The organism is uncultured Bacteroides sp. (assembly GCF_910586915.1).
GTDB lineage: Bacteria > Bacteroidota > Bacteroidia > Bacteroidales > Bacteroidaceae > Bacteroides.
The window spans coordinates 55,381-75,974 of the sequence record NZ_CAJULN010000010.1; the positions used below are offsets into that span (position 1 = coordinate 55,381).

Here is a 20,594-nt window from a genome sequence, read left to right on the forward strand (position 1 = left end):
GAAACTTCAACTGTGAATCGTAAATCATAAAATCGTAAATATACAACATGATTCTTTTTTTCAGAACCCCTTCCAAGAGCGTGATTGCCGTAGAGAGCAACCATCAGCTCACACTTGACGAAAGTAACAAACTATGCTGGCTTTTTGGCGAAGCCGCTATGGAAAGTGAAGAAAACCTGAAAGGCTGTTTCGTGGGCCCGCGCCGCGAAATGATTACTCCCTGGAGTACGAACGCCGTAGAAATCACCCAAAACATGGGGCTTGAAGGTCTCAGCCGCATCGAAGAGTATTTCCCCGTTGCCGACGAAAACGCCGACTACGACCCGATGCTGCAACGTATGTACAAGGGACTCGACCAGGAAGTGTTCACCACCAACCGCCAGCCGGAACCCATCCTCTACATAGAAGACCTCGAAGCATACAACGAGCAAGAGGGATTGGCACTTTCCAAAGAAGAAATGGACTATCTGAAGAAAGTAGAAAACGACCTCGGACGCAAGCTAACCGACTCCGAAGTATTCGGATTCGCACAAATCAACTCCGAGCACTGCCGCCACAAAATCTTCGGCGGAACGTTCATCATCGACGGAGTAGAGCAGGAATCGTCCCTGTTTCAGATGATTAAAAAGACGACACAGGAGAACCCCAATAAAATCATCTCTGCCTACAAAGACAACGTTGCCTTCGCCGAAGGTCCGGTAGTGGAGCAGTTTGCCCCGGCCGACCACTCCAAGCCCGACTACTTCCAGGTGAAAGACATAAAGAGCGTTATCTCGCTGAAAGCGGAGACACACAACTTCCCCACCACCGTAGAGCCGTTCAACGGTGCATCGACCGGTACGGGAGGAGAAATACGCGACCGTATGGGCGGTGGCAAAGGCTCATGGCCCATTGCGGGTACTGCCGTCTACATGACTTCTTATCCGCGCACAGACGAAGGACGCGAATGGGAAGAGATTCTTCCGGTGCGTAAATGGCTGTACCAGACTCCCGAACAGATTCTTATCAAGGCTTCCAACGGTGCTTCCGACTTCGGAAACAAGTTCGGCCAGCCGCTCATCTGCGGTTCGGTGCTGACGTTTGAACATACGGAAAACCAAGAAGTATATGGCTACGACAAAGTAATCATGCTTGCCGGCGGCGTAGGCTACGGCACACAGCGCGACTGTCTGAAAGGCGCTCCCGAAGCCGGCAACAAGGTGGTCGTAATCGGCGGCGACAACTACCGCATCGGACTGGGCGGCGGCTCAGTATCTTCGGTAGATACAGGACGCTACAGCAGCGGAATCGAGCTGAACGCCGTTCAGCGTGCCAACGCAGAGATGCAGAAACGCGCCAACAACGTGGTGCGCGCCCTTTGCGAAGAGGAGGTGAACCCCATCGTCTCCATCCACGACCACGGCTCTGCCGGACACGTCAACTGTCTGTCCGAATTGGTGGAAGAATGCGGTGGTCTGATTGACATGAGCAAACTGCCCGTCGGCGACAAAACCCTGTCGGCAAAAGAAATCATCGCCAACGAGAGCCAGGAACGCATGGGTCTGCTGATTAAAGAAGAAGCCATCGAACACGTGCGCAAGATTGCCGAGCGCGAACGCGCACCGATGTACGTAGTGGGCGAAACAACCGGCGACCACCGCTTTGCCTTCCAACAGGCAGACGGCGTACGTCCGTTCGACCTCGCCGTAGAGCAGATGTTCGGCTCCTCTCCCAAGACATATATGGTAGACAAAACCGTAGAGCGCCATTACGAAATGCCGGAATACGAACTGCCCAAACTCCACGAATATCTGACCAACGTATTGCAACTCGAAGCAGTAGCCTGCAAAGACTGGCTGACAAACAAGGTAGACCGCTCCGTGACAGGTAAGGTGGCACGCCAGCAATGTCAGGGCGAACTCCAGTTGCCGTTGAGCGACTGCGGCGTGGTAGCACTCGACTATCGTGGTGAGAAAGGTATCGCCACCTCCATCGGCCATGCTCCGCAAGCTGCTTTGGCAGACCCGGCTGCCGGCTCCATCCTCGCCGTATCCGAAGCGCTGACCAACCTCGTGTGGGCGCCGATGGCAGAAGGTATGGACAGCATCTCATTGTCTGCTAACTGGATGTGGCCCTGCCGTTCTCAGGAAGGCGAAGACGCCCGTCTCTACACGGCTGTCAAAGCGCTGAGCGACTTCTGCTGCGCCCTGCACATCAACGTACCGACCGGAAAAGACTCTTTGTCCATGACACAGAAATATCCGAACGGCGAAAAAGTAATCTCTCCGGGAACGGTCATCGTTTCTGCCGGCGGCGAAGTGTCCGACGTGAAGAAGGTGGTATCGCCCGTATTGGTGAACAACGAAAAGACTACGATTTATCATATCGACTTCAGCTTTGACGCGCTGAAACTCGGAGGCTCCGCCTTCGCACAATCATTGGGCAAGGTGGGCGACGACGTGCCTTGCGTGCAAGACGCCGAATACTTCCGCGATGCATTCCTCGCCGTACAGGAGCTTGTAAACAAGGGGCTGATTCTTGCCGGACACGACATCTCTGCCGGCGGTCTTATCACCACACTGCTCGAAATGTGCTTTGCCAACGTAGAGGGCGGTATGGAAATCAACCTCGACAAGATGAAGGAACAGGACATCGTGAAGATTCTGTTTGCCGAAAATCCGGGTATCGTCATCCAAATCAGCGACAAGCACAAGGAGGAAGTGAAGAAAATACTCGAAGATGCCGGCGTAGGCTACGTGAAATTGGGTACACCGACCGACGAACGCCACATCTTAGTATCCAAAAACGATGCTACCTACCAGTTCGGTATCGACTATATGCGCGACGTATGGTATTCTTCTTCTTACCTGCTCGACCGCAAGCAGTCGATGAACGGATGCGCCAAGAAGCGTTTCGAGAACTACAAGATGCAGCCTGTTGAATTTGCCTTCATGCCCGAATTCAAAGGCAAACTGTCGCAATACGGCCTTACGCCCGACCGCCGTACACCGAGCGGTATCCGCGCAGCCATCATCCGCGAGAAAGGTACAAACGGCGAACGCGAAATGGCTTACTCGCTCTACCTGGCAGGCTTCGACGTAAAAGACGTGACAATGACCGACCTTATCAGCGGACGCGAAACGCTGGAAGATGTAAACATGATTGTTTACTGCGGCGGATTCTCCAACTCCGATGTGCTCGGCTCCGCCAAAGGATGGGCAGGCGGATTCCTGTTCAACCCGAAAGCCAAAGAGGCACTCGACAAGTTCTATGCCCGCGAGGATACGCTTTCGCTGGGTATCTGCAACGGCTGCCAGTTGATGATGGAATTAGGACTTATCAATCCGGAACACGAGAAAAAGGGCAAGATGCTGCACAACGTTTCCCACAAGTTCGAATCTACCTTCGTGGGACTGACCATCCCGACCAACCGCAGTGTGATGTTCGGCTCGCTGAGCGGAAGCAAACTCGGTATCTGGGTGGCACACGGAGAAGGAAAATTCTCCTTGCCGTATGACGAAGACCGATACAACGTAGTGGCGAAATACAGCTACGACGAATATCCGGGCAACCCGAACGGTTCCGACTACTCCGTAGCAGGACTCGCCAGCGCCGACGGACGCCACTTGGCAATGATGCCTCACCTGGAACGCGCCATCTTCCCGTGGCAGAACGGCTGCTATCCGGCCGACCGCAAGAATAGCGACCAAGTAACGCCGTGGATTGAAGCATTTGTCAACGCACGCAAGTGGGTGGAAGAAAAAATAAACAAGTAATCCTTTAGTTTTTCGTACAGAAAAGGTTGGTATTTCTCAGAAATGCCGGCCTTTTCTTTTTATTATCCACAGCGGGCAACGGGCAAATATACGGTTCCCTCCCACGCTCAGAACCATTGAATCTTATCGGCAAAATTTTGCAATATTGGAAATTCTTCTTAATTTTGTAAGACTTTCTCTCTCTATAAACAAGATTCAATAACCCTTAAAAGTCCTATTCGTATGAAAAAGTGGATTTTTTTATTCTTATTGTTTCCTTTAGCCTGTGCCGCTCAGACGTATCGTTATCTTGGAGTGAAAGATGGATTAAGCAACAGGCGAGTTTATTGCATTCAGAAAGATAAGACCGGTTATATGTGGTTCCTCACCCACGAAGGAATCGACAGATTCAACGGAAAAGAAATCAAACAATACAAATTGACGGACGGCGACACAGAAGTGAATTCGCTGTTAAACCTCAATTGGCTGTACACCGACCGGGACGGTGTGCTGTGGGAAATCGGAAAAAAAGGCAAGATATTCCGCTACGACCAGCTTCGCGACCGCTTCGAGCTTATCTACAAACTACCGATAGAACAGTTTCGCGACCTGCCGGCACCCATCAGTTTTGCCTGGCTCGACCGTAACAACCGGATATGGTTGTGCAACGAAGAGACCATCTTTCTCTACCACACGGCAACCAACCGGATACAGCGCGTCGGAAACGAACTAAAAGAAGCCGTCACCGATATCGAACAGATTGATGAATCCCACTATTTCATCGGTACGGAGACGGGGATTCACTATGCCAAACTGGAAAACGAGACGTTGGAACTTATCGACTGCGACAAATTGGAGAGCGTGAAAGTGCAAGTGAGCGACTTACACTTCGACCGAAAGGCAGGCAAACTATTCATAGGGACTTTTCTGAGAGGTGTCTTTGTATATGACACCCATCTCAAGTCGGTAGTACAGCCCGACAGCAACCTGAAAGATATCACCATCAACCAATTCAAGCCACTGAACGACCAAGAATTACTGATAGCCACAGACGGCGGCGGTGTATATAAGATGAACATCGCCACGTTCCGGCTTGCGCCTTATATCATCACAGACTACGACAGCAACAACGGTATGAACGGCAACAGCATCAACGACATCTACGTAGATGATGAAAAACGGATATGGCTAGCAAATTATCCCATCGGTGTCACGATACAGAACAACCGTTATCCCGAATATAAATGGATAAAACACTCCATCGGCAACAAGCAGTCGTTAGTCAACGACCAAGTAAATGCAATCATTGAAGACAACGACGGCGACTTATGGTATGCCACCAATAACGGAATCAGCTTTTTCAATTCAAAAACCGGACAATGGCGTTCCGTACTCAGTTCTTTTGAAAAGCCGCAAGGCAACAAGAGCCATATCTTCCTCACTCTTTGCGAAGTGGCTCCCGGAATCGTTTGGGCGGGCGGTTATTCTTCGGGGATTTATCAGATAAACAAAAAGACCTTCCAAGTCAGTTACTTCATGCCGCCGCTATACACGCACACCAGTATGCGACCCGACAAATATATACGCGACATCCGCAAGGATTCACAAGGCTACATCTGGTCGGGCGGATTTTACAACCTCAAACGCATCTGCCTCAAAAGCCAGGACGTACGGCTCTATCCGGGCTTGAACTCCATCACCGCCATTATCGAAAAAGACGAGCAAAGTATGTGGATAGGCAGTGCCACAGGGTTATATCTGCTCGACAAAGAATCAGGGGAATGGGAACGCATCAAACTGCCGGTAGAATCGACCTATGTCTACTCGCTGCATCAGACACGAAACGGCTCATTGTATATAGGTACGAGCGGTTCGGGGCTTTTAATTTACGACTGCCACAAAAAGCTGTTCACCCGCTACAACTCGGACAACTGCGCCTTGATATCCAACAACATCTACACCATACTGTCGGACGCCGACAAAGAAATACTGATGGGCACGGAGAACGGACTGACAAGTTTCTACCCCGAACAAAAGAAGTTTCACAACTGGACGAAAGATATGGGCTTGATGACGACACACTTCAACGCACTGTCGGGTGTATTGCGCCGCAACGACCACTTCGTATTCGGCAGTTCGGACGGAGCAATCGAGTTTCACAAAGCGATGAAGTTGCCCCGAAGCTATTCGTCCAAAATGATTTTCAGCGACTTTAGGCTGTTCTATCAGACGGTTTATCCGGGCGACGCGCATTCGCCGCTAAAAGAGAACATCAACAACACGAAAGTGCTGAAATTGAAATACAACCAAAATATATTCTCCCTGCGGATTTCTTCCATCAATTACGATTATCCTTCCAACATTCTTTATTCCTGGAAGTTGGAAGGTTTCTACAAAGAGTGGAGCAAGCCTGGCGACGAAAGTACCATCCGCTACACCAATCTTGCACCAGGCACATATACGCTCAGAGTACGCGCCATCTCCAACGAAGACAAACGGGTGGTACTCGAAGAAAGAAGCATGGACATCATCATTGCCCGGCCTTTCTGGCTGACCATCTGGGCAATGTTATTGTATGTAGGTATTCTCTTCTTTATTGTCAGCATTCTGTCGCGTATCCTCATTTTACGGAAACAGCGCAAAGTCTCGGACGAAAAAATACATTTCTTCATCAACACGGCACACGACATCCGCACTCCACTGACGCTAATCAAAGCACCTTTGGAGGAGTTGCGCGAAAAAGAGACACTAAGCAAGGAGGGGCTTACCAATATAAATACGGCGCTGCGCAACGTAAACGCCTTGCTTTGCCTCACCACCAACCTTATCAATTTTGAAAAAGCGGATGTTTATTCCTCCGAACTGTATCTCTCGGAACATGAACTCAATGCGTTTGTAAACGAAGCAGTCAATGCCTTCCAACAGTACGCCAACGTCAAGCACATCGACCTCACCTGCGAAAGCAGCGTCAGCTACATGAATGTATGGTTTGACAAGGAGAAAATGGAGTCCATCTTCAAGAACATCATTTCAAACGCCTTGAAATATACTCCCGAGAATGGCAAAGTGCAGGTCTGCGTTTCGGAGACTTCCGACTCGTGGAGCGTGGAAGTCAAAGACACCGGTATCGGTATTCCCGCCAACGAGCAAAAGCGTTTGTTCAAACTTCATTTCCGCAGCAGCAACGCTATCAACTCCAAAGTGACCGGCAGCGGTATCGGGCTGATGCTTGTATGGAAGTTGGTACAGCTACATAAGGGAAAAATTAACTTGTCGAGCGTGGAAAATCAAGGTTCTGCCATTAAAATCACTTTCCCGAAAGAGCACAGGATTTATCGCAAAGCGCGCCTGGCAACTCCGGACAAACAGCAACGGCAGGACAACAGAAGCCTCAGCGACGTGCTGCCTCCCTCGCCCGGAATTTACGAAACTGTACAAAAGAAGGAGAAGGCCGGACGTCAACGAATCCTGATTGTGGAAGACAACGACGAATTGCGCCATTATCTGTCACATACCTTATCCGACGACTACACCGTTCAGGTTTGCTCCAACGGAAAAGAAGCATTGACAATCATTCCCGAATATAATCCAGAACTGGTTATCTCCGACATCATGATGCCGGAAATGCGGGGAGACGAACTGTGCCAAGCCATCAAGAACCATATCGACACTTCCCACATCCCCGTTGTCCTCCTGACAGCCCTTAACAACGAGAAGGATATTCTTTCGGGACTCCATATCGGTGCCGACGAGTATGTGGTAAAGCCATTCAATATCGGTATCCTGAAAGCCACCATTTCCAACCTGCTGACAAACCGAGCGCTCTTGCGCAGCAAATATGCCAATTTGGAGATTGAAGAGGAGGAAGAGGGCAACGAAAACCGGACCGGCTATTCGCAAAACATGGACTGGAAGTTTATCGCCAACGTGAAGAAGCACGTGGAAGACAACATAGACAATTCCTCTCTTACGGTAGACGTACTCTGTAGCCTGATGGGTATGAGCCGCACCAGCTTCTACAACAAATTAAGAGCACTGACCGACCAGGCACCGGGAGATTACATCCGGCTGATTCGTCTGAAACGTGCCGTCAAATTGCTCAGGGAAAACGCGTACAGCATAACAGAAATAGCGGAAATGACAGGCTTCAGCGATGCCAAATATTTCCGTGAAGTATTCAAGAAGCATTACAACGTAAGCCCCAGCCAATACTTCAAGAAGAAGAAATAATAATCACAGTAAATAAAAAAGGAGACAAAGAAGAAAATGAACATTTACCTCGAATCATTCGGAATATTTTTTAAAATAGGCGCCTTTACCATTGGCGGCGGATATGCTATGGTTCCGCTTATCGAGAACGAAATCGTGACCAAACGAAAGTGGATCGCACAGGAAGATTTCATCGACTTGCTGGCTATCTCGCAGTCGGCTCCCGGTATCTTGGCGGTCAATATCTCTATCTTTATCGGATATAAGCTACGGGGGTTACGGGGAAGTATCGTCACGGCCTTAGGAACTATTCTGCCCTCTTTCATTATCATATTGGCTATCGCCCTGTTCTTTCATAGTTTCAAAGACAATGCGATGGTGGAACGTATCTTCAAAGGGATTCGACCGGCGGTAGTAGCACTCATCGCCGCACCGACTTTCACGATGGGGCGTTCGGCAAAAATCAACCGTTACAACTTGTGGATTCCCGTTGTTTCGGCACTGCTCATCTGGCTGCTGGGCTTCTCTCCTATCTGGATTATCATTGCTGCGGGTGTAGGCGGCTTCCTATGGGGCAAGGTCAAAAAGGCAGAGAATTAAGCGCCTGAATTTATAAACCAGTTTATTACAATCCTATCAATCAGTAAACCTATGATTTATCTACAGTTATTTTATACGTTTTTCAAAATCGGCCTTTTCGGCTTCGGTGGCGGTTATGCCATGCTTTCCATGATTCAAGGTGAAGTGGTGACCCGCTACGGATGGGTCAGTTCGCAAGAATTCACGGACATTGTCGCTATCAGCCAGATGACACCGGGCCCTATCGGTATCAATGCGGCAACCTATGTCGGATTTACTTCGACAGGAAGCATCTGGGGTTCCGTCATTGCTACCTTTGCGGTAGTTCTCCCCTCTTTTATCCTGATGCTGACTATCAGCAAATTCTTTCTGAAATATCAAAAACATCCGGTAGTGGAATCTATCTTCAACGGATTACGCCCGGCAGTTGTCGGACTGTTGGCTTCCGCCGCGCTGGTATTGATGAATGTGGAAAACTTCGGTTCGCCTACGAAAGATATCTATTCGTTCGTTATCAGCGTCGTTATCTTCCTGATAGCTTTCGTCGGAACAAGAAAATACAAGGCAAATCCGATTCTGATGATTATTGCCTGCGGTATTATGGGGTTAATCCTGTATTGACATGAGTTCTTGTCTTTACACAGGCAAATTATAAAAGGGACACATCCGTTTCAAGGCGGGAAACGATTGTTTCTCCCTGAAGAAACAAACTATCGTTTCATACGCTTGAAACTACAGTTTCTTACTGATGAAACTGTTGTTTCAAGCATAGGAAACAACTGGAACATACAATTACAATTTAACGTTCTTGCTTACAGACTTCGACTCATTATGCAGGCGGTCCAAAGCAGTCACTACATAACGGTATTTTGTCTTTCCTGTTTCGTATGGAAGTTTGTAGAAAGCATTGCGGGTGATAGCTACAATGTGTGAAGGGTCGTCAAGGTTCACCTTTTCTCCTCCGTTAAAACGGTAAACGACATATCGAACCGCCTTATCCATCTCCGTCTCCGCCTTTGGAGCAGTCCAGAAAAGGACATAGCCGTCCTCTGTCCAAATCTTTTTCATCTTACGCACTTTGCCTGGAGCCTTATCGTCCATAAAGTCAAAGACAGGAGGCAAAGCCGGATATTTATGATATTCGTGCACCAACGCGTCTCGGTATCTTCCCTGGTTCTCGACAACTGCCCCTGCATACCATTGACAGCTACCGCCAATGGTCTGATAAGCACGCTGCAAAGCCATCTTTCGCGGAAGCTGATTGATGGAAGGATTTTGCGGGTCGGCGTGCTGGACAGTGTTCGTCACAGACTGACCGATAAACAACGGACGGTTTTCTGCATGAGTAGCCCACCATTTCAGCAATGTCTCATAATCGGCTGCCTTGTGGCCTATTTCCCAATAAATCTGCGGAATATTATAATCAATCCATCCCTCGCGCGCCCAAAGCAGGACGTCGGCATACAGGTCGTCGTAGTTCTGCAAACCATTCGTATTGCTTCCCAACGGGTCGCTTTTCTGATTACGGTAAATACCGAACGGACTGATACCGAACTTCACCCACGGCTTTATCCCGCGAATCGTTTCGTGAAGTTTCTTTATCAAGACATTGACATTATTACGGCGCCAGTCTGCCTTATTGTCAAAGCCTCTTCCGTAGCGGGCAAAGCTCGCATCATCGGGGAAGTCTGTTCCCTTCACCGGATAAGGATAAAAATAATCGTCCATATGAATGGCATCCACATCATAACGGGATACGATATCGGTCACGATTTTACAGATATACTCGCGGCTTTCGGGAAGTGCCGGGTCGAAGTACAACTGGTCGCCATAGGTGACGAACCATTCGGGATGCTGATTGTAAATATGTTCCGGAGCCAACTGGTTCTTCAACGAAGTCTTCACACGGTAAGGATTAATCCAGGCGTGGAACTCCATGTTTCTTTTCTGGCACTCTTCAATCATAAACTGCATCGGGTCCCACATCGGAGAAGGAACCTGTCCTTGCGTTCCGGTCAGGAAACGGCTCCACGGCTCATGCTGCGAAGCGTACAGCGCATCTGCTTCGGGACGCACCTGGAAGATAATCGCATTTACACCTGCCTCCTGAAGAGCATTCAACTGGCCGGTCAATTTCTGTTTCAGTTGTTGGGTAGGAATGCCGCGAAACTGACTGTTGACAGCCTGTATCCATGCTCCACGGAACTCACGTTTGGGATATTTATTGCCCGATGGCACCTGCGCCCTCACTCCTACCGCCAGAAGAAGAGCCAAAAGTAAAAGATAGTTTTTCAGCTTCATAATATTCTTAAATCGTAATAATGTGGGGCAAAGATAATACAAACTCCCGATAAAATTCGCTAACTTTGCCGACTACCATAAAACAAGGAGTATTTTATGTCAGAAAACAACTATATTTCGATAAAAGGTGCACGAGTAAACAACCTTAAAAACATCGATGTAGACATACCACGCAACAAACTTGTCGTTATCACCGGATTATCGGGTTCGGGCAAATCTTCGCTCGCTTTTGATACGCTTTATGCCGAAGGGCAACGCCGCTATGTAGAGAGCCTGAGCAGCTATGCACGCCAGTTCTTGGGGCGAATGAGCAAGCCCGAATGCGATTTTATCAAAGGGATTCCACCCGCCATTGCCATCGAACAGAAAGTGAACAGCCGCAACCCGCGCTCCACCGTAGGGACTTCGACCGAAATCTACGAATATCTCCGCCTCCTTTATTCACGCGTAGGAAAAACATACAGTCCCGTCAGCGGACAAGAGGTAAAGAAACACTCGACGGAGGATATTGTCAACTGTATGCTTTCGTATCCGGAAGGCACAAGATATACAGTGCTGACGCCCATCCGCCTGCGCGAAAACCGTACTTTGCAACAGCAGTTGGAAATAGACTTGAAACAGGGATTCAACCGTATCGAAGTGAACGGTGAGATGAAACGGATGGATGAATATGTCCCCGCGACGGGCGATGAGGTCTACTTATTGGTAGACCGCATGGCGGTAACCAACAGCAAAGAGGCCGTCAGCCGTCTCACCGACTCTGCCGAAACAGCTATGTACGAAGGCGACGGAAGTTGTATGTTGCGCTTCTATCTGCCGGACGGTACGACAAAGCTGCATACTTTCAGCACCAAATTCGAAGCGGATGGTATCGTTTTCGAAGAACCGAACGACCAGATGTTTTCGTTCAACTCTCCCATCGGAGCCTGTCCAGCGTGCGAAGGATTCGGCAAGGTAATCGGCATCGACGAACATCTGGTGGTGCCCGACCGTTCCTTGTCTGTGTACGAAGGGGCCATCGTATGCTGGCGTGGCGAAAAAATGGGAGAATGGAAAGACGAGCTCATCCACAACGCGGAGAAGTTTGACTTCCCGATATTTACTCCTTATTACCAACTGACGGATGCACAGCGCCGGCTACTCTGGGAGGGAAACCGATATTTCCACGGTATCAACGATTTCTTCAAGATGCTGGAGGAAAACCAATACAAAATACAATACCGCGTGATGCTGGCACGCTACCGGGGAAAGACGCTTTGCCCGAAATGTCACGGTACGCGTCTGAAGCCCGAAGCCGGATATGTACGGGTGGGCGGCAAGAGTATCTCCGAACTGGTAGACTTGCCAATCACGGAACTGAAGCGATTCTTCGACAACCTGGAACTCAGCGAGCACGACAGCAATGTGGCACGCCGCATCCTGATTGAAATCAACAGCCGCATCCGTTTCCTAATTGACGTAGGCCTGGGATACCTCACGCTGAACCGTCTGAGCAACTCCCTGTCCGGAGGAGAGAGCCAACGCATCAATCTGGCGACTTCATTGGGCAGCAGCCTTGTAGGCAGCCTTTATATTCTCGACGAGCCAAGCATCGGACTTCACAGCCGCGACACCGACCGATTGGTCAATGTGCTGCGCCAACTGCAACAGTTGGGCAACACGGTAGTGGTTGTGGAGCACGACGAAGAAATCATCCGTGCTGCGGATTATATTATCGACATAGGTCCCAATGCCGGACGCTTGGGCGGAGAGGTCGTTTATCAGGGTGACATGAAGGACCTGAAAAAAGGCAGCAGCAGTCACACGGTGCGTTATCTCTTGGGCGAGGAGGAGATTCCCGTCCCCGAACATCGCCGTCCGTGGAACAACTACATCGAATTGAAAGGTGCACGCGAAAACAATCTGAAAGGGGTGGACGTCCGCTTCCCACTCAACGTGATGACGGTCGTTACCGGAGTTTCCGGTTCGGGCAAGAGTACGTTGGTGAGGGATATTTTCTACCGGGCACTGAAACGTGAGTTGGATGAATGCAGCGACCGCCCGGGAGAGTTTTCCTCCATCGGCGGCAGTCTGCGCGACTTGAGGAACGTGGAATTTGTAGACCAGAATCCGATTGGCAAATCGTCGCGCTCCAACCCGGTGACGTATATCAAGGCCTATGACGAAATCCGTAAACTATGGTCGGAACAGCCTTTAGCCAAACAGATGGGTTATACTGCCGGATTCTTCAGCTTCAACAGCGAAGGCGGACGTTGCGAAGAGTGTAAGGGCGACGGAACCATCACCGTAGAAATGCAGTTCATGGCCGACTTGGTACTCGAATGTGAATCTTGCCACGGAAAACGTTTCAAATCTGATACATTGGAAGTGAAATTCCACGATAAAAGCATCTATGATGTATTGGAGATGACCGTGAACCAGGCGATTGAGTTCTTCAACGAACACGAACAGAGGAAAATTGTAAAGAAACTGATGCCCTTGCAGGAGGTCGGATTGGGATATATCAAATTGGGGCAATCCTCTTCTACCCTTTCGGGGGGCGAGAACCAGCGCGTGAAACTTGCCTTTTATCTGAGCCAGGAGAAAGCAGACCCGACTCTGTTTATCTTTGACGAACCGACAACGGGATTACACTTCCACGACATCCGCAAACTGTTGGATGCTTTCGACGCGCTAATCCGCCGGGGACACAGCATCGTTATCATCGAACATAACATGGACGTTATCAAATGTGCCGATTACGTGATTGACCTCGGACCGGAAGGCGGAGACAAAGGGGGAAATATCATAGCGGTGGGTACTCCGGAGGAGGTGGCTGCCTGCGGGGAAAGCTATACGGGACAATTCCTGAAAGACAAACTCTAACTCTTTCACCACAGAGGACACAGAGTTTTTTCTTTTTAATTACTACAACGATAATGGTTCACGTCGTTAAGAATGAAAAAACTCTGTGGAACTCTGTATCCTCTGTGGTGAAATATCAATTAAAAGTAGAAGCCGAAGCCTATCTTAATACCGAAACGCGACATATCGCCGTCGTTGAAACGCCATTTATAATAAACGGCAGGTTCGACTGTCACTGTGCGCGAAAGGAAATAAGCATATCCGGCCTCAATGCCCAGGCCCCAGTCGGTTTCGCGATGTTTGTTACTCCAACGGAAGCGGTTCCAGTCAAGCCCTCCACCCAAATAAATACCGGTTTTATTAAAGTAGAAGCGTACTCCGGAACCCACTGTGTACTCGTTCACCTGCCTCGACCAGTCGGCTCCGGCGTTCACCATCAAGGCAATGCCATCGGCAAAGAATGTACCGACCTGCGCGCCAACGGCAAACTGTGCTTTGTTATCTCCGTTGTACGAGAAGTTCAATCCCGACAAGGAAGGATTGATAATCGTAGTTCCCTTCTCAAATTGCGCCCGCGCAGCGAAAGAGACCGCCAATAAGCAAAGAGCCAAAGCTAATTTCTTCATAAACTTACTTTTTAAAGTGAATGGACTGTTCGTCTTTCTCGCGGTTGGCACGCATCTGCTCCTTCTTGCGGAGCACCAGCCAAAGAAGAAGGACAATGACATAAGAACCTGCTACTGTCAGCACTTTCTCCGTCGTGCCGACTTCTGTATTGCGCGGCAATAAATAAGCCGCCGTCACTGACACATAAATGAGGAAGGCCAGCGCAACTTTTGTTGATTTTCTTATTTTCTTCATTCTGATAATTTTCTTGTTTTCTGCTTGCCCAGCCAAAGAGAGAACCACACTGCCGCAACCGCCACACACACCATACCGATACCATAGGCGACTCCGTGCGACAGTCCCAACCCTTCGGGGGCAATACATATATAAATAGAACATACACTTGTCATAAACAGTGCCGGTATGAGGGTAATGACATAAGGTTTCTTGGACAGAGCTAAGAAAACAGTCACAGCCCACAGGGTAAACACAGCCAACGTCTGATTGGCCCAGGCAAAATAACGCCATATCATATTAAATCCGTTCGCATCACGCAGACTGTACAGAAGCAACCCGATAGCCACTACGAACATCGGAATGCAGATGTACAACCGGCTGCACATACTTTTCTGCTCCATTCCCAAGAAGTCAGCCACTATCAGACGGGCAGAACGGAAAGCCGTATCACCCGAAGTAATGGGAGCCGCAATCACCCCCAAGATGGTAAGCACTCCGCCAATCACTCCCAACCATTCTTTGGTGATGGCCTCCACGATGACGGAAGCATTGCTCTCTCCCATCCCGTTTTCGTGGAAGAAGCAGGTAGCGGCAGCCGCCCAAATAAGCGCAACGATACTTTCGGTAATCATAGCACCGTAGAACACCGGGCGTCCATGTCGCTCGGAAGTCATGCAGCGTGCCATCAACGGACTTTGAGTAGCATGAAAACCGGAGATTGCCCCACAGGCGATGCTCACGAACATAATGGGGTAAATAGGAAGTTCGTCTGCCTGCGGATTTGTATTCTGCAACCCATCCCACAATTCCGGCAAAGCGGGATGATTGACATAGAGCATCACCAGGATTCCCACCGCCATAAACAGCAGGGCAATCGCAAACAGGGGATAGATTTTACCAATGATTTTATCGACAGGCAACAAGGTGGCCAAAATGTAATAGGCAAACACAACGATAATCCAGAATATCGCATCCAGGCTTTCCGGTGTGAGCTTTGCCAACAGCCCTGCAGGACCGGCTACGAAAACAGCACCTACCAAAATCATCAGAATGACGGTAAATCCCCGCATAATCTGTTTCGTCGTAACTCCCAGGTAACGCCCGATAATCTCCGGCAGACTCTCTCCGCCATTCCGCAACGAAAGCATTCCGGCAAAATAGTCATGCACCGCTCCGGCAAAGATACTCCCCAATACAATCCACAGATAGGAAGAGCTGCCGAACTTCGCTCCCATAATCGCACCGAATATCGGGCCGAGTCCGGCTATATTAAGGAATTGAATCATGAAAATCTTCCAGGTGGGCAACGGGATATAATCCACTCCGTCGGTTTTGGTGAGAGCCGGTGTCTTACGTCCGTCGGGGGCAAAGACGCGCTCCATCAGACGCCCGTACGTAAAATAGCCTGCTATCAGCGCCAACAGGCATAGCGTAAATGTAATCATAGTGTGTCGTTTTTTAGCTTGGCAAATGTAACATAATCCCATGAAACAGCCCAACAATACCGACACTTTTACTAACTTTGCAGGGTTTTAAAACAAAAAATAAAGAATATGCATCGGTATATTTTCATTCTTTCACTTTTATTCCCTTTCCTCTCTGCAACCGCACAGCCCAAGCACGAGGTTCGTGCCGCCTGGCTTACGGCTTTGTATGGCCTCGACTGGCCACGCACACGTGCGCTCAACCCGCAAAGCATCCGCAAACAGAAGGAAGAATTGGTGGATATTCTCGACAAACTGAAAGCTGCCAACTTCAACACCGTCTTGTTTCAGACGCGCACCCGTGGAGATGTGTTATACCCCTCGTCCATCGAACCTTTCAACGCTATCCTGACCGGGAAATCCGGCGGAAATCCCGGATACGACCCGCTTGCTTTTGCCATCGAAGAGTGCCATAAGCGGGGTATGGAGTGCCATGCCTGGATGGTGACCGTGCCGTTGGGAAACAAAAAGCACATAGCTTCGCTCGGCAACCGTTCGGTCACCCAACGGGCGAAAAACATTTGTGTAGCTTATAAGAATGAATATTTTCTCAATCCGGGACATCCGGAGACTAAGGAGTATCTGATGAAATTGGTGCGGGAGGTCGTAGGCCGTTATGATATAGACGGGGTGCATTTCGACTACCTGCGTTATCCGGAAAATGCGCCTTTGTTCCCCGACAAGAACGACTTCCGCCGATATGGCAAAGGACGTACCCTCGAACAGTGGCGGAGGGATAACATCTCGGAAATCGTACGCTATATATATAAAGGTGTAAAAGCCATGAAACCGTGGGTGAAGGTGAGTGCCAGCCCGGTAGGAAAATACCGGGATACCTCGCGCTATCCTTCCCGTGGATGGAACGCTTTCTTCACCGTCTTTCAGGACCCGCAAGGATGGCTTGGCGAAGGCGTCATGGACCAGATATATCCGATGATGTATTTCCAGGGAAACAACTTCTACCCGTTCGCCCTCGACTGGCAGGAACAGAGCAACGGACGGCAAGTGATTCCGGGACTGGGTATCTACTTCCTTCATCCCGACGAAGGCAAATGGACGCGTGATGAGATAGACCGGCAGATAAACTTCATCCGCCACCATCAAATGGCGGGCGAGGGACACTACCGGGTGAAATATCTGATGGAAAACACGCAAGGTATTTACGACGAACTTTCCGGCAACTTCTACGCATATCCGGCGTTGCAGCCTCCCATGCCCTGGCTCGACAACGTTCCGCCTACGGCTCCCTCCGGAGCGGAAATGGCCCGCACCGACAACGGATATACGGAGTTGAAATGGCAGGCTGCTACCGACAACGACCCGCACAACCCGCCGATGTACGTCATTTACGCTTCCAACGACTATCCGGTAGACACCAACCGACCGGAAAATATCCTTGCGCAGAATGTCAGAGAGACAAGTTACGTCTATGCTCCTATCCTGCCGTGGAAGGCTAAAAGGTATTTCGCCGTTACGGCGGTAGACCGTTGCGGGAATGAAAGTGCTGCGATACAATTCCCTCAGTAACCAACAGGACTCCATCCGCAGCCTGTCGGGATTCTCTTTTTCTTCCACCGTTTTTTCGTTCCACTATAGTGGGGCGAACGGAACACTGTAGTTTTCCTTGCGTTCCACTATAGTGGAACGCAAAGACCACCATAGTGGAACGAAATAAATCTCCCCAGCGAAGCATCTCCCGACAGGCATCCGGTCCGAAAGAAAATGAACCCCAAATTATAACGCCTTTTGACATACCGGAAACAGAATATTACGAAAATAATGATTACCTTTGAAGCACTAAAAGGAAAAGAACAATGAATGACCTGCTTCGTAAACTCCCCATCGGGATACAGACTTTTGAGAAACTTCGCAAGGGTGATTATCTATACGTAGATAAAACCGAACTTGTATGGAAAATAGCTTATACCTCCACGCCATACTTTCTAAGCCGTCCACGCCGTTTCGGTAAAAGTCTACTCCTCTCCACCTTCGAGGCCTACTTTGAAGGAAAGAGAGAACTTTTTGAAGGTCTTGCCATCGAAAAGTTGGAGACGAAATGGGAGAAGCACCCTGTGCTGCATCTGGATTTGAACGCCGAAAAGTACGATTCTCCGGAGAGACTCTATGATATTCTCAGCCGCCAACTCACCCTGTGGGAAATGCAATATGGCAAAGGAATGGACGAAAACACGCTTTCCGGCCGTTTTTCCGGCATCATCCGCCGTGCTTACGAACAGACGGGCAGCAGCGTCGTTGTCTTGGTGGACGAATACGACAAACCTCTGCTGCAAGCACTGGACAACGACGAGTTGCTGGACGACTACCGCAAGACGCTGAAAGCCTTTTACGGCGTATTAAAAAGTGCCGACCGCTACCTGCGTTTCGTCTTTCTCACAGGAGTGACGAAATTTTCGCAGGTAAGTGTATTCAGCGACCTTAACCAGTTGCAGGACATCACCTTATGGCCCGACTACGGCACTCTCTGCGGCATCACCCTTCAAGAGTTGTTAGCCACCTTCCAACCGGAAATAGAAATACTTGCCGACAATAATTCCATTTCGTACGAGGAAGCAGTGGCACGAATGACGCGTCTCTACGACGGCTATCATTTTTGCATCCACTCGGCAGGTATCTTCAATCCGTTCAGTGTACTGAATGTGCTGAAGTCAAAAGTGTTCGACAATTATTGGTTTCAGACCGGCACACCGACTTTCCTCGTCGAGATGCTGCAAAAAACCGAATACGACCTGCGCACGCTGCTCGACGGTATCGAAGCGCCATCCTCCATGTTTTCCGAATATCGCGTGGATTCCAACAACCCGATTCCGCTGATTTATCAAAGCGGCTATCTGACGATAAAATCCTACGATGAGCGTTTTCGTAACTATCTGCTGGAGTTTCCTAACGACGAGGTTCGTTATGGTTTTATGGATTTCTTAGTACCATTTTACACCGGCATAAAAAATAACGATCAAGGTTTTTATATCGGCAAATTCATTAATGAGTTAGAGAGTGGCGATTACGACTCCTTCCTCACCCGCCTGCAAGCCTTCTTCGCCGATTTCAACTACGAGCTGAACGAGCAGACAGAACGTCATTACCAGGTAGTTTTCTACATTGTATTCAAACTCATGGGACAATTTACCGAAGCCGAAGTGCGCAGCGCACGCGGCCGTGCGGACGCTGTGGTAAAAACTCCTAAATACATCTATGTTTTCGAGTTCAAGCTGCATGATACGGCAGAAGTCGCCTTGAAGCAGATTGACGATAAAGGCTATCTGATACCGTATCAGGCAGACGGACGTGAAGTGATAAAGATAGGTGTGGAATTCAGTGCGGAAAAGCGCAACATCAGCCGTTGGCTGTGCGGACGGATGGAGTCATAGCACCATCCAGAGAGCCGACGATAACCCACGCCCGATAGCAGCTCCTTCTATGCACAGGAACCAAAGGCAAGTAACCGGCGTACACCCGTCCTTCCCTTATTTCCAACGGATAGGCCACCGACATTCGTTCGTGTTCTTTCAAGGCTTCGCCCTCCGAAGGGTGATAGTCAATACAAAAACGCCCGGTTGCGTCAGGATGCACATAGCGGTCGTATAAGAAACGCGTCAGGACTCCCATATTCATGCGCAGATTGATTTCCACGCAAGGATGAATCCGGAAAACCGGATTTTCACCTTCCGGAAACCGGCAAATCATCATATCCACCCCAAGATAGCCCCTGTAGATAGTTCCCACCCATGCAGAAAGCCGGTCTTTCAACTGACTTTCCAAAAGCATCAAAGCCCCCAAAGGAACATACTGCGAAAGCTGCCGCCGGATGTCTTCATTGGAAAGCAGGCAATTCCCTTCGTACATCCCGCTCTTTCCGGTATGGAAAAGAGAGTATCCCGCAAACCTCACTTCACCTGCACCGTCGGAATAAAACTCCATCGCAAAATCTTCCACCTTATTATATATAGGCTCCGCAATAACTCCGCCCTGCACCGCAGCCACACGCGAACACCAGCCCGAAATGAAAGGAGTAAATATCCCCTTGCACCAATTCAGCCCCTTGCCACTCCCCGAAAGCGGAGCTTTCAGCAGACATCGCTCCCGTTCTTCCACAAAGTTTTTCCACTCTTCCGGCGTCTGCAAATAATAAGATTCTCCACAGAAATACGCATTCAACTGCAACTCCGGAAGCAACGACACTGCTTTGGAACGGTGCGAACATTCACGCCAATCCGCCAACTGCCCCACAGAGGGAAGCAACGACTCCGCCACTCCCAACCCCGAAAGCCGCTTCCGCAAAGCCGCATCCCATCCCCACGGGCGAATGTCGCAATCCGGTTCAGCAGCCAGTTCTGGCTCCGTCATCAGACACACCGGAATATCCAACAACTGTTGCATCCGTTTCAAATAATCAAGGTTGTAGGCCGACGGAGCCAACACCGCACTCCCCTCCTCCGCATACCACACCGGAAGCAAAGCCAACTCGGAAGCCATCCGCCTGGCAGAAGCCGGAGCCATATAGTTCGCCTCGCCGCCGGCAAGTGCCAAATCGTGCTCAGGATTGAATATATAAAGCGTCTTTTCAGCCATCTCAAACAAATTC

12 protein-coding genes are annotated in these 20,594 nt (G+C 49.5%); 7 read left to right on the plus strand and 5 right to left on the minus strand.

Translation table 11 applies throughout. The annotated features are described in order from the left end of the window. The first annotated feature begins 47 nt into the window (after nt 1–47). The 4 genes from purL (at nt 48) to QZ331_RS06010 (ending at nt 9,143) form a co-directional block, all read left to right on the plus strand. Nucleotides 48–3,755, plus strand: coding sequence for a phosphoribosylformylglycinamidine synthase (gene purL, locus QZ331_RS05995; RefSeq protein ID WP_294628922.1), 3,708 nt, complete (start codon nt 48–50; stop codon nt 3,753–3,755). A 222-nt stretch (nt 3,756–3,977) separates the two neighbouring features. Then, nucleotides 3,978–7,964 (plus strand): two-component regulator propeller domain-containing protein, encoded by a 3,987-nt coding sequence (locus tag QZ331_RS06000; RefSeq protein ID WP_294628923.1) that lies wholly within the window; start codon nt 3,978–3,980, stop codon nt 7,962–7,964. Between the two features lie 36 nt (nt 7,965–8,000). Then, nucleotides 8,001–8,543 carry a chromate transporter gene (locus tag QZ331_RS06005; RefSeq protein WP_294628925.1) on the plus strand — a complete coding sequence of 181 codons (543 nt, stop codon included), beginning with the start codon at nt 8,001–8,003 and terminating at the stop codon, nt 8,541–8,543. Between the two features lie 51 nt (nt 8,544–8,594). After that, nucleotides 8,595–9,143: a chromate transporter gene (locus QZ331_RS06010; protein ID WP_294628927.1), complete on the plus strand. Its 549-nt coding sequence runs from the start codon at nt 8,595–8,597 to the stop codon at nt 9,141–9,143. Nucleotides 9,144–9,314: 171 nt separating this feature from the next. On the opposite strand, the gene QZ331_RS06015 is transcribed toward QZ331_RS06010, so the two are convergent. Then, nucleotides 9,315–10,823, minus strand: a complete 1,509-nt coding sequence (locus tag QZ331_RS06015) for a family 10 glycosylhydrolase (RefSeq protein ID WP_294628929.1) — start codon at nt 10,821–10,823, stop codon at nt 9,315–9,317. A 96-nt stretch (nt 10,824–10,919) separates the two neighbouring features. Between QZ331_RS06015 and uvrA the strand changes: the two genes are divergently transcribed. After that, nucleotides 10,920–13,688 carry an excinuclease ABC subunit UvrA gene (gene uvrA, locus QZ331_RS06020; protein WP_294628931.1) on the plus strand — a complete coding sequence of 923 codons (2,769 nt, stop codon included), beginning with the start codon at nt 10,920–10,922 and terminating at the stop codon, nt 13,686–13,688. Between the two features lie 119 nt (nt 13,689–13,807). On the opposite strand, the gene QZ331_RS06025 is transcribed toward uvrA, so the two are convergent. Genes QZ331_RS06025 through QZ331_RS06035 form a run of 3 tightly spaced genes read right to left on the minus strand, consistent with a single transcriptional unit; the run spans nt 13,808 to nt 15,955 of the window. Beyond that, a complete protein-coding gene (locus QZ331_RS06025; protein ID WP_294628933.1) occupies nt 13,808–14,293 on the minus strand; it encodes an outer membrane beta-barrel protein in 486 nt (161 codons plus the stop codon). A gap of 4 nt (nt 14,294–14,297) precedes the next feature. Continuing rightward, complete coding sequence (locus QZ331_RS06030; RefSeq protein WP_294628935.1) at nt 14,298–14,528, minus strand: hypothetical protein; 231 nt, start codon at nt 14,526–14,528, stop codon at nt 14,298–14,300. Beyond that, nucleotides 14,525–15,955 (minus strand): carbon starvation CstA family protein, encoded by a 1,431-nt coding sequence (locus QZ331_RS06035; protein WP_294628937.1) that lies wholly within the window; start codon nt 15,953–15,955, stop codon nt 14,525–14,527. The genes QZ331_RS06030 and QZ331_RS06035 overlap by 4 nt, the downstream gene beginning before the upstream one ends. 108 nt (nt 15,956–16,063) lie before the next feature. Between QZ331_RS06035 and QZ331_RS06040 the strand changes: the two genes are divergently transcribed. Both QZ331_RS06040 and QZ331_RS06045 read left to right on the plus strand, forming a co-directional pair. Then, entirely contained in the window at nt 16,064–17,521 is a 1,458-nt protein-coding gene (locus QZ331_RS06040) for a family 10 glycosylhydrolase (protein ID WP_294628939.1), read from the plus strand. A 287-nt stretch (nt 17,522–17,808) separates the two neighbouring features. Next, complete coding sequence (locus tag QZ331_RS06045) at nt 17,809–19,380, plus strand: ATP-binding protein (RefSeq protein WP_294628941.1); 1,572 nt, start codon at nt 17,809–17,811, stop codon at nt 19,378–19,380. Here QZ331_RS06045 and QZ331_RS06050 read toward each other — a convergent pair. Next, nucleotides 19,346–20,581, minus strand: a complete 1,236-nt coding sequence (locus QZ331_RS06050; RefSeq protein ID WP_294628943.1) for a hypothetical protein — start codon at nt 20,579–20,581, stop codon at nt 19,346–19,348. The genes QZ331_RS06045 and QZ331_RS06050 overlap by 35 nt on opposite strands. Nucleotides 20,582–20,594: the final 13 nt, after the last annotated feature.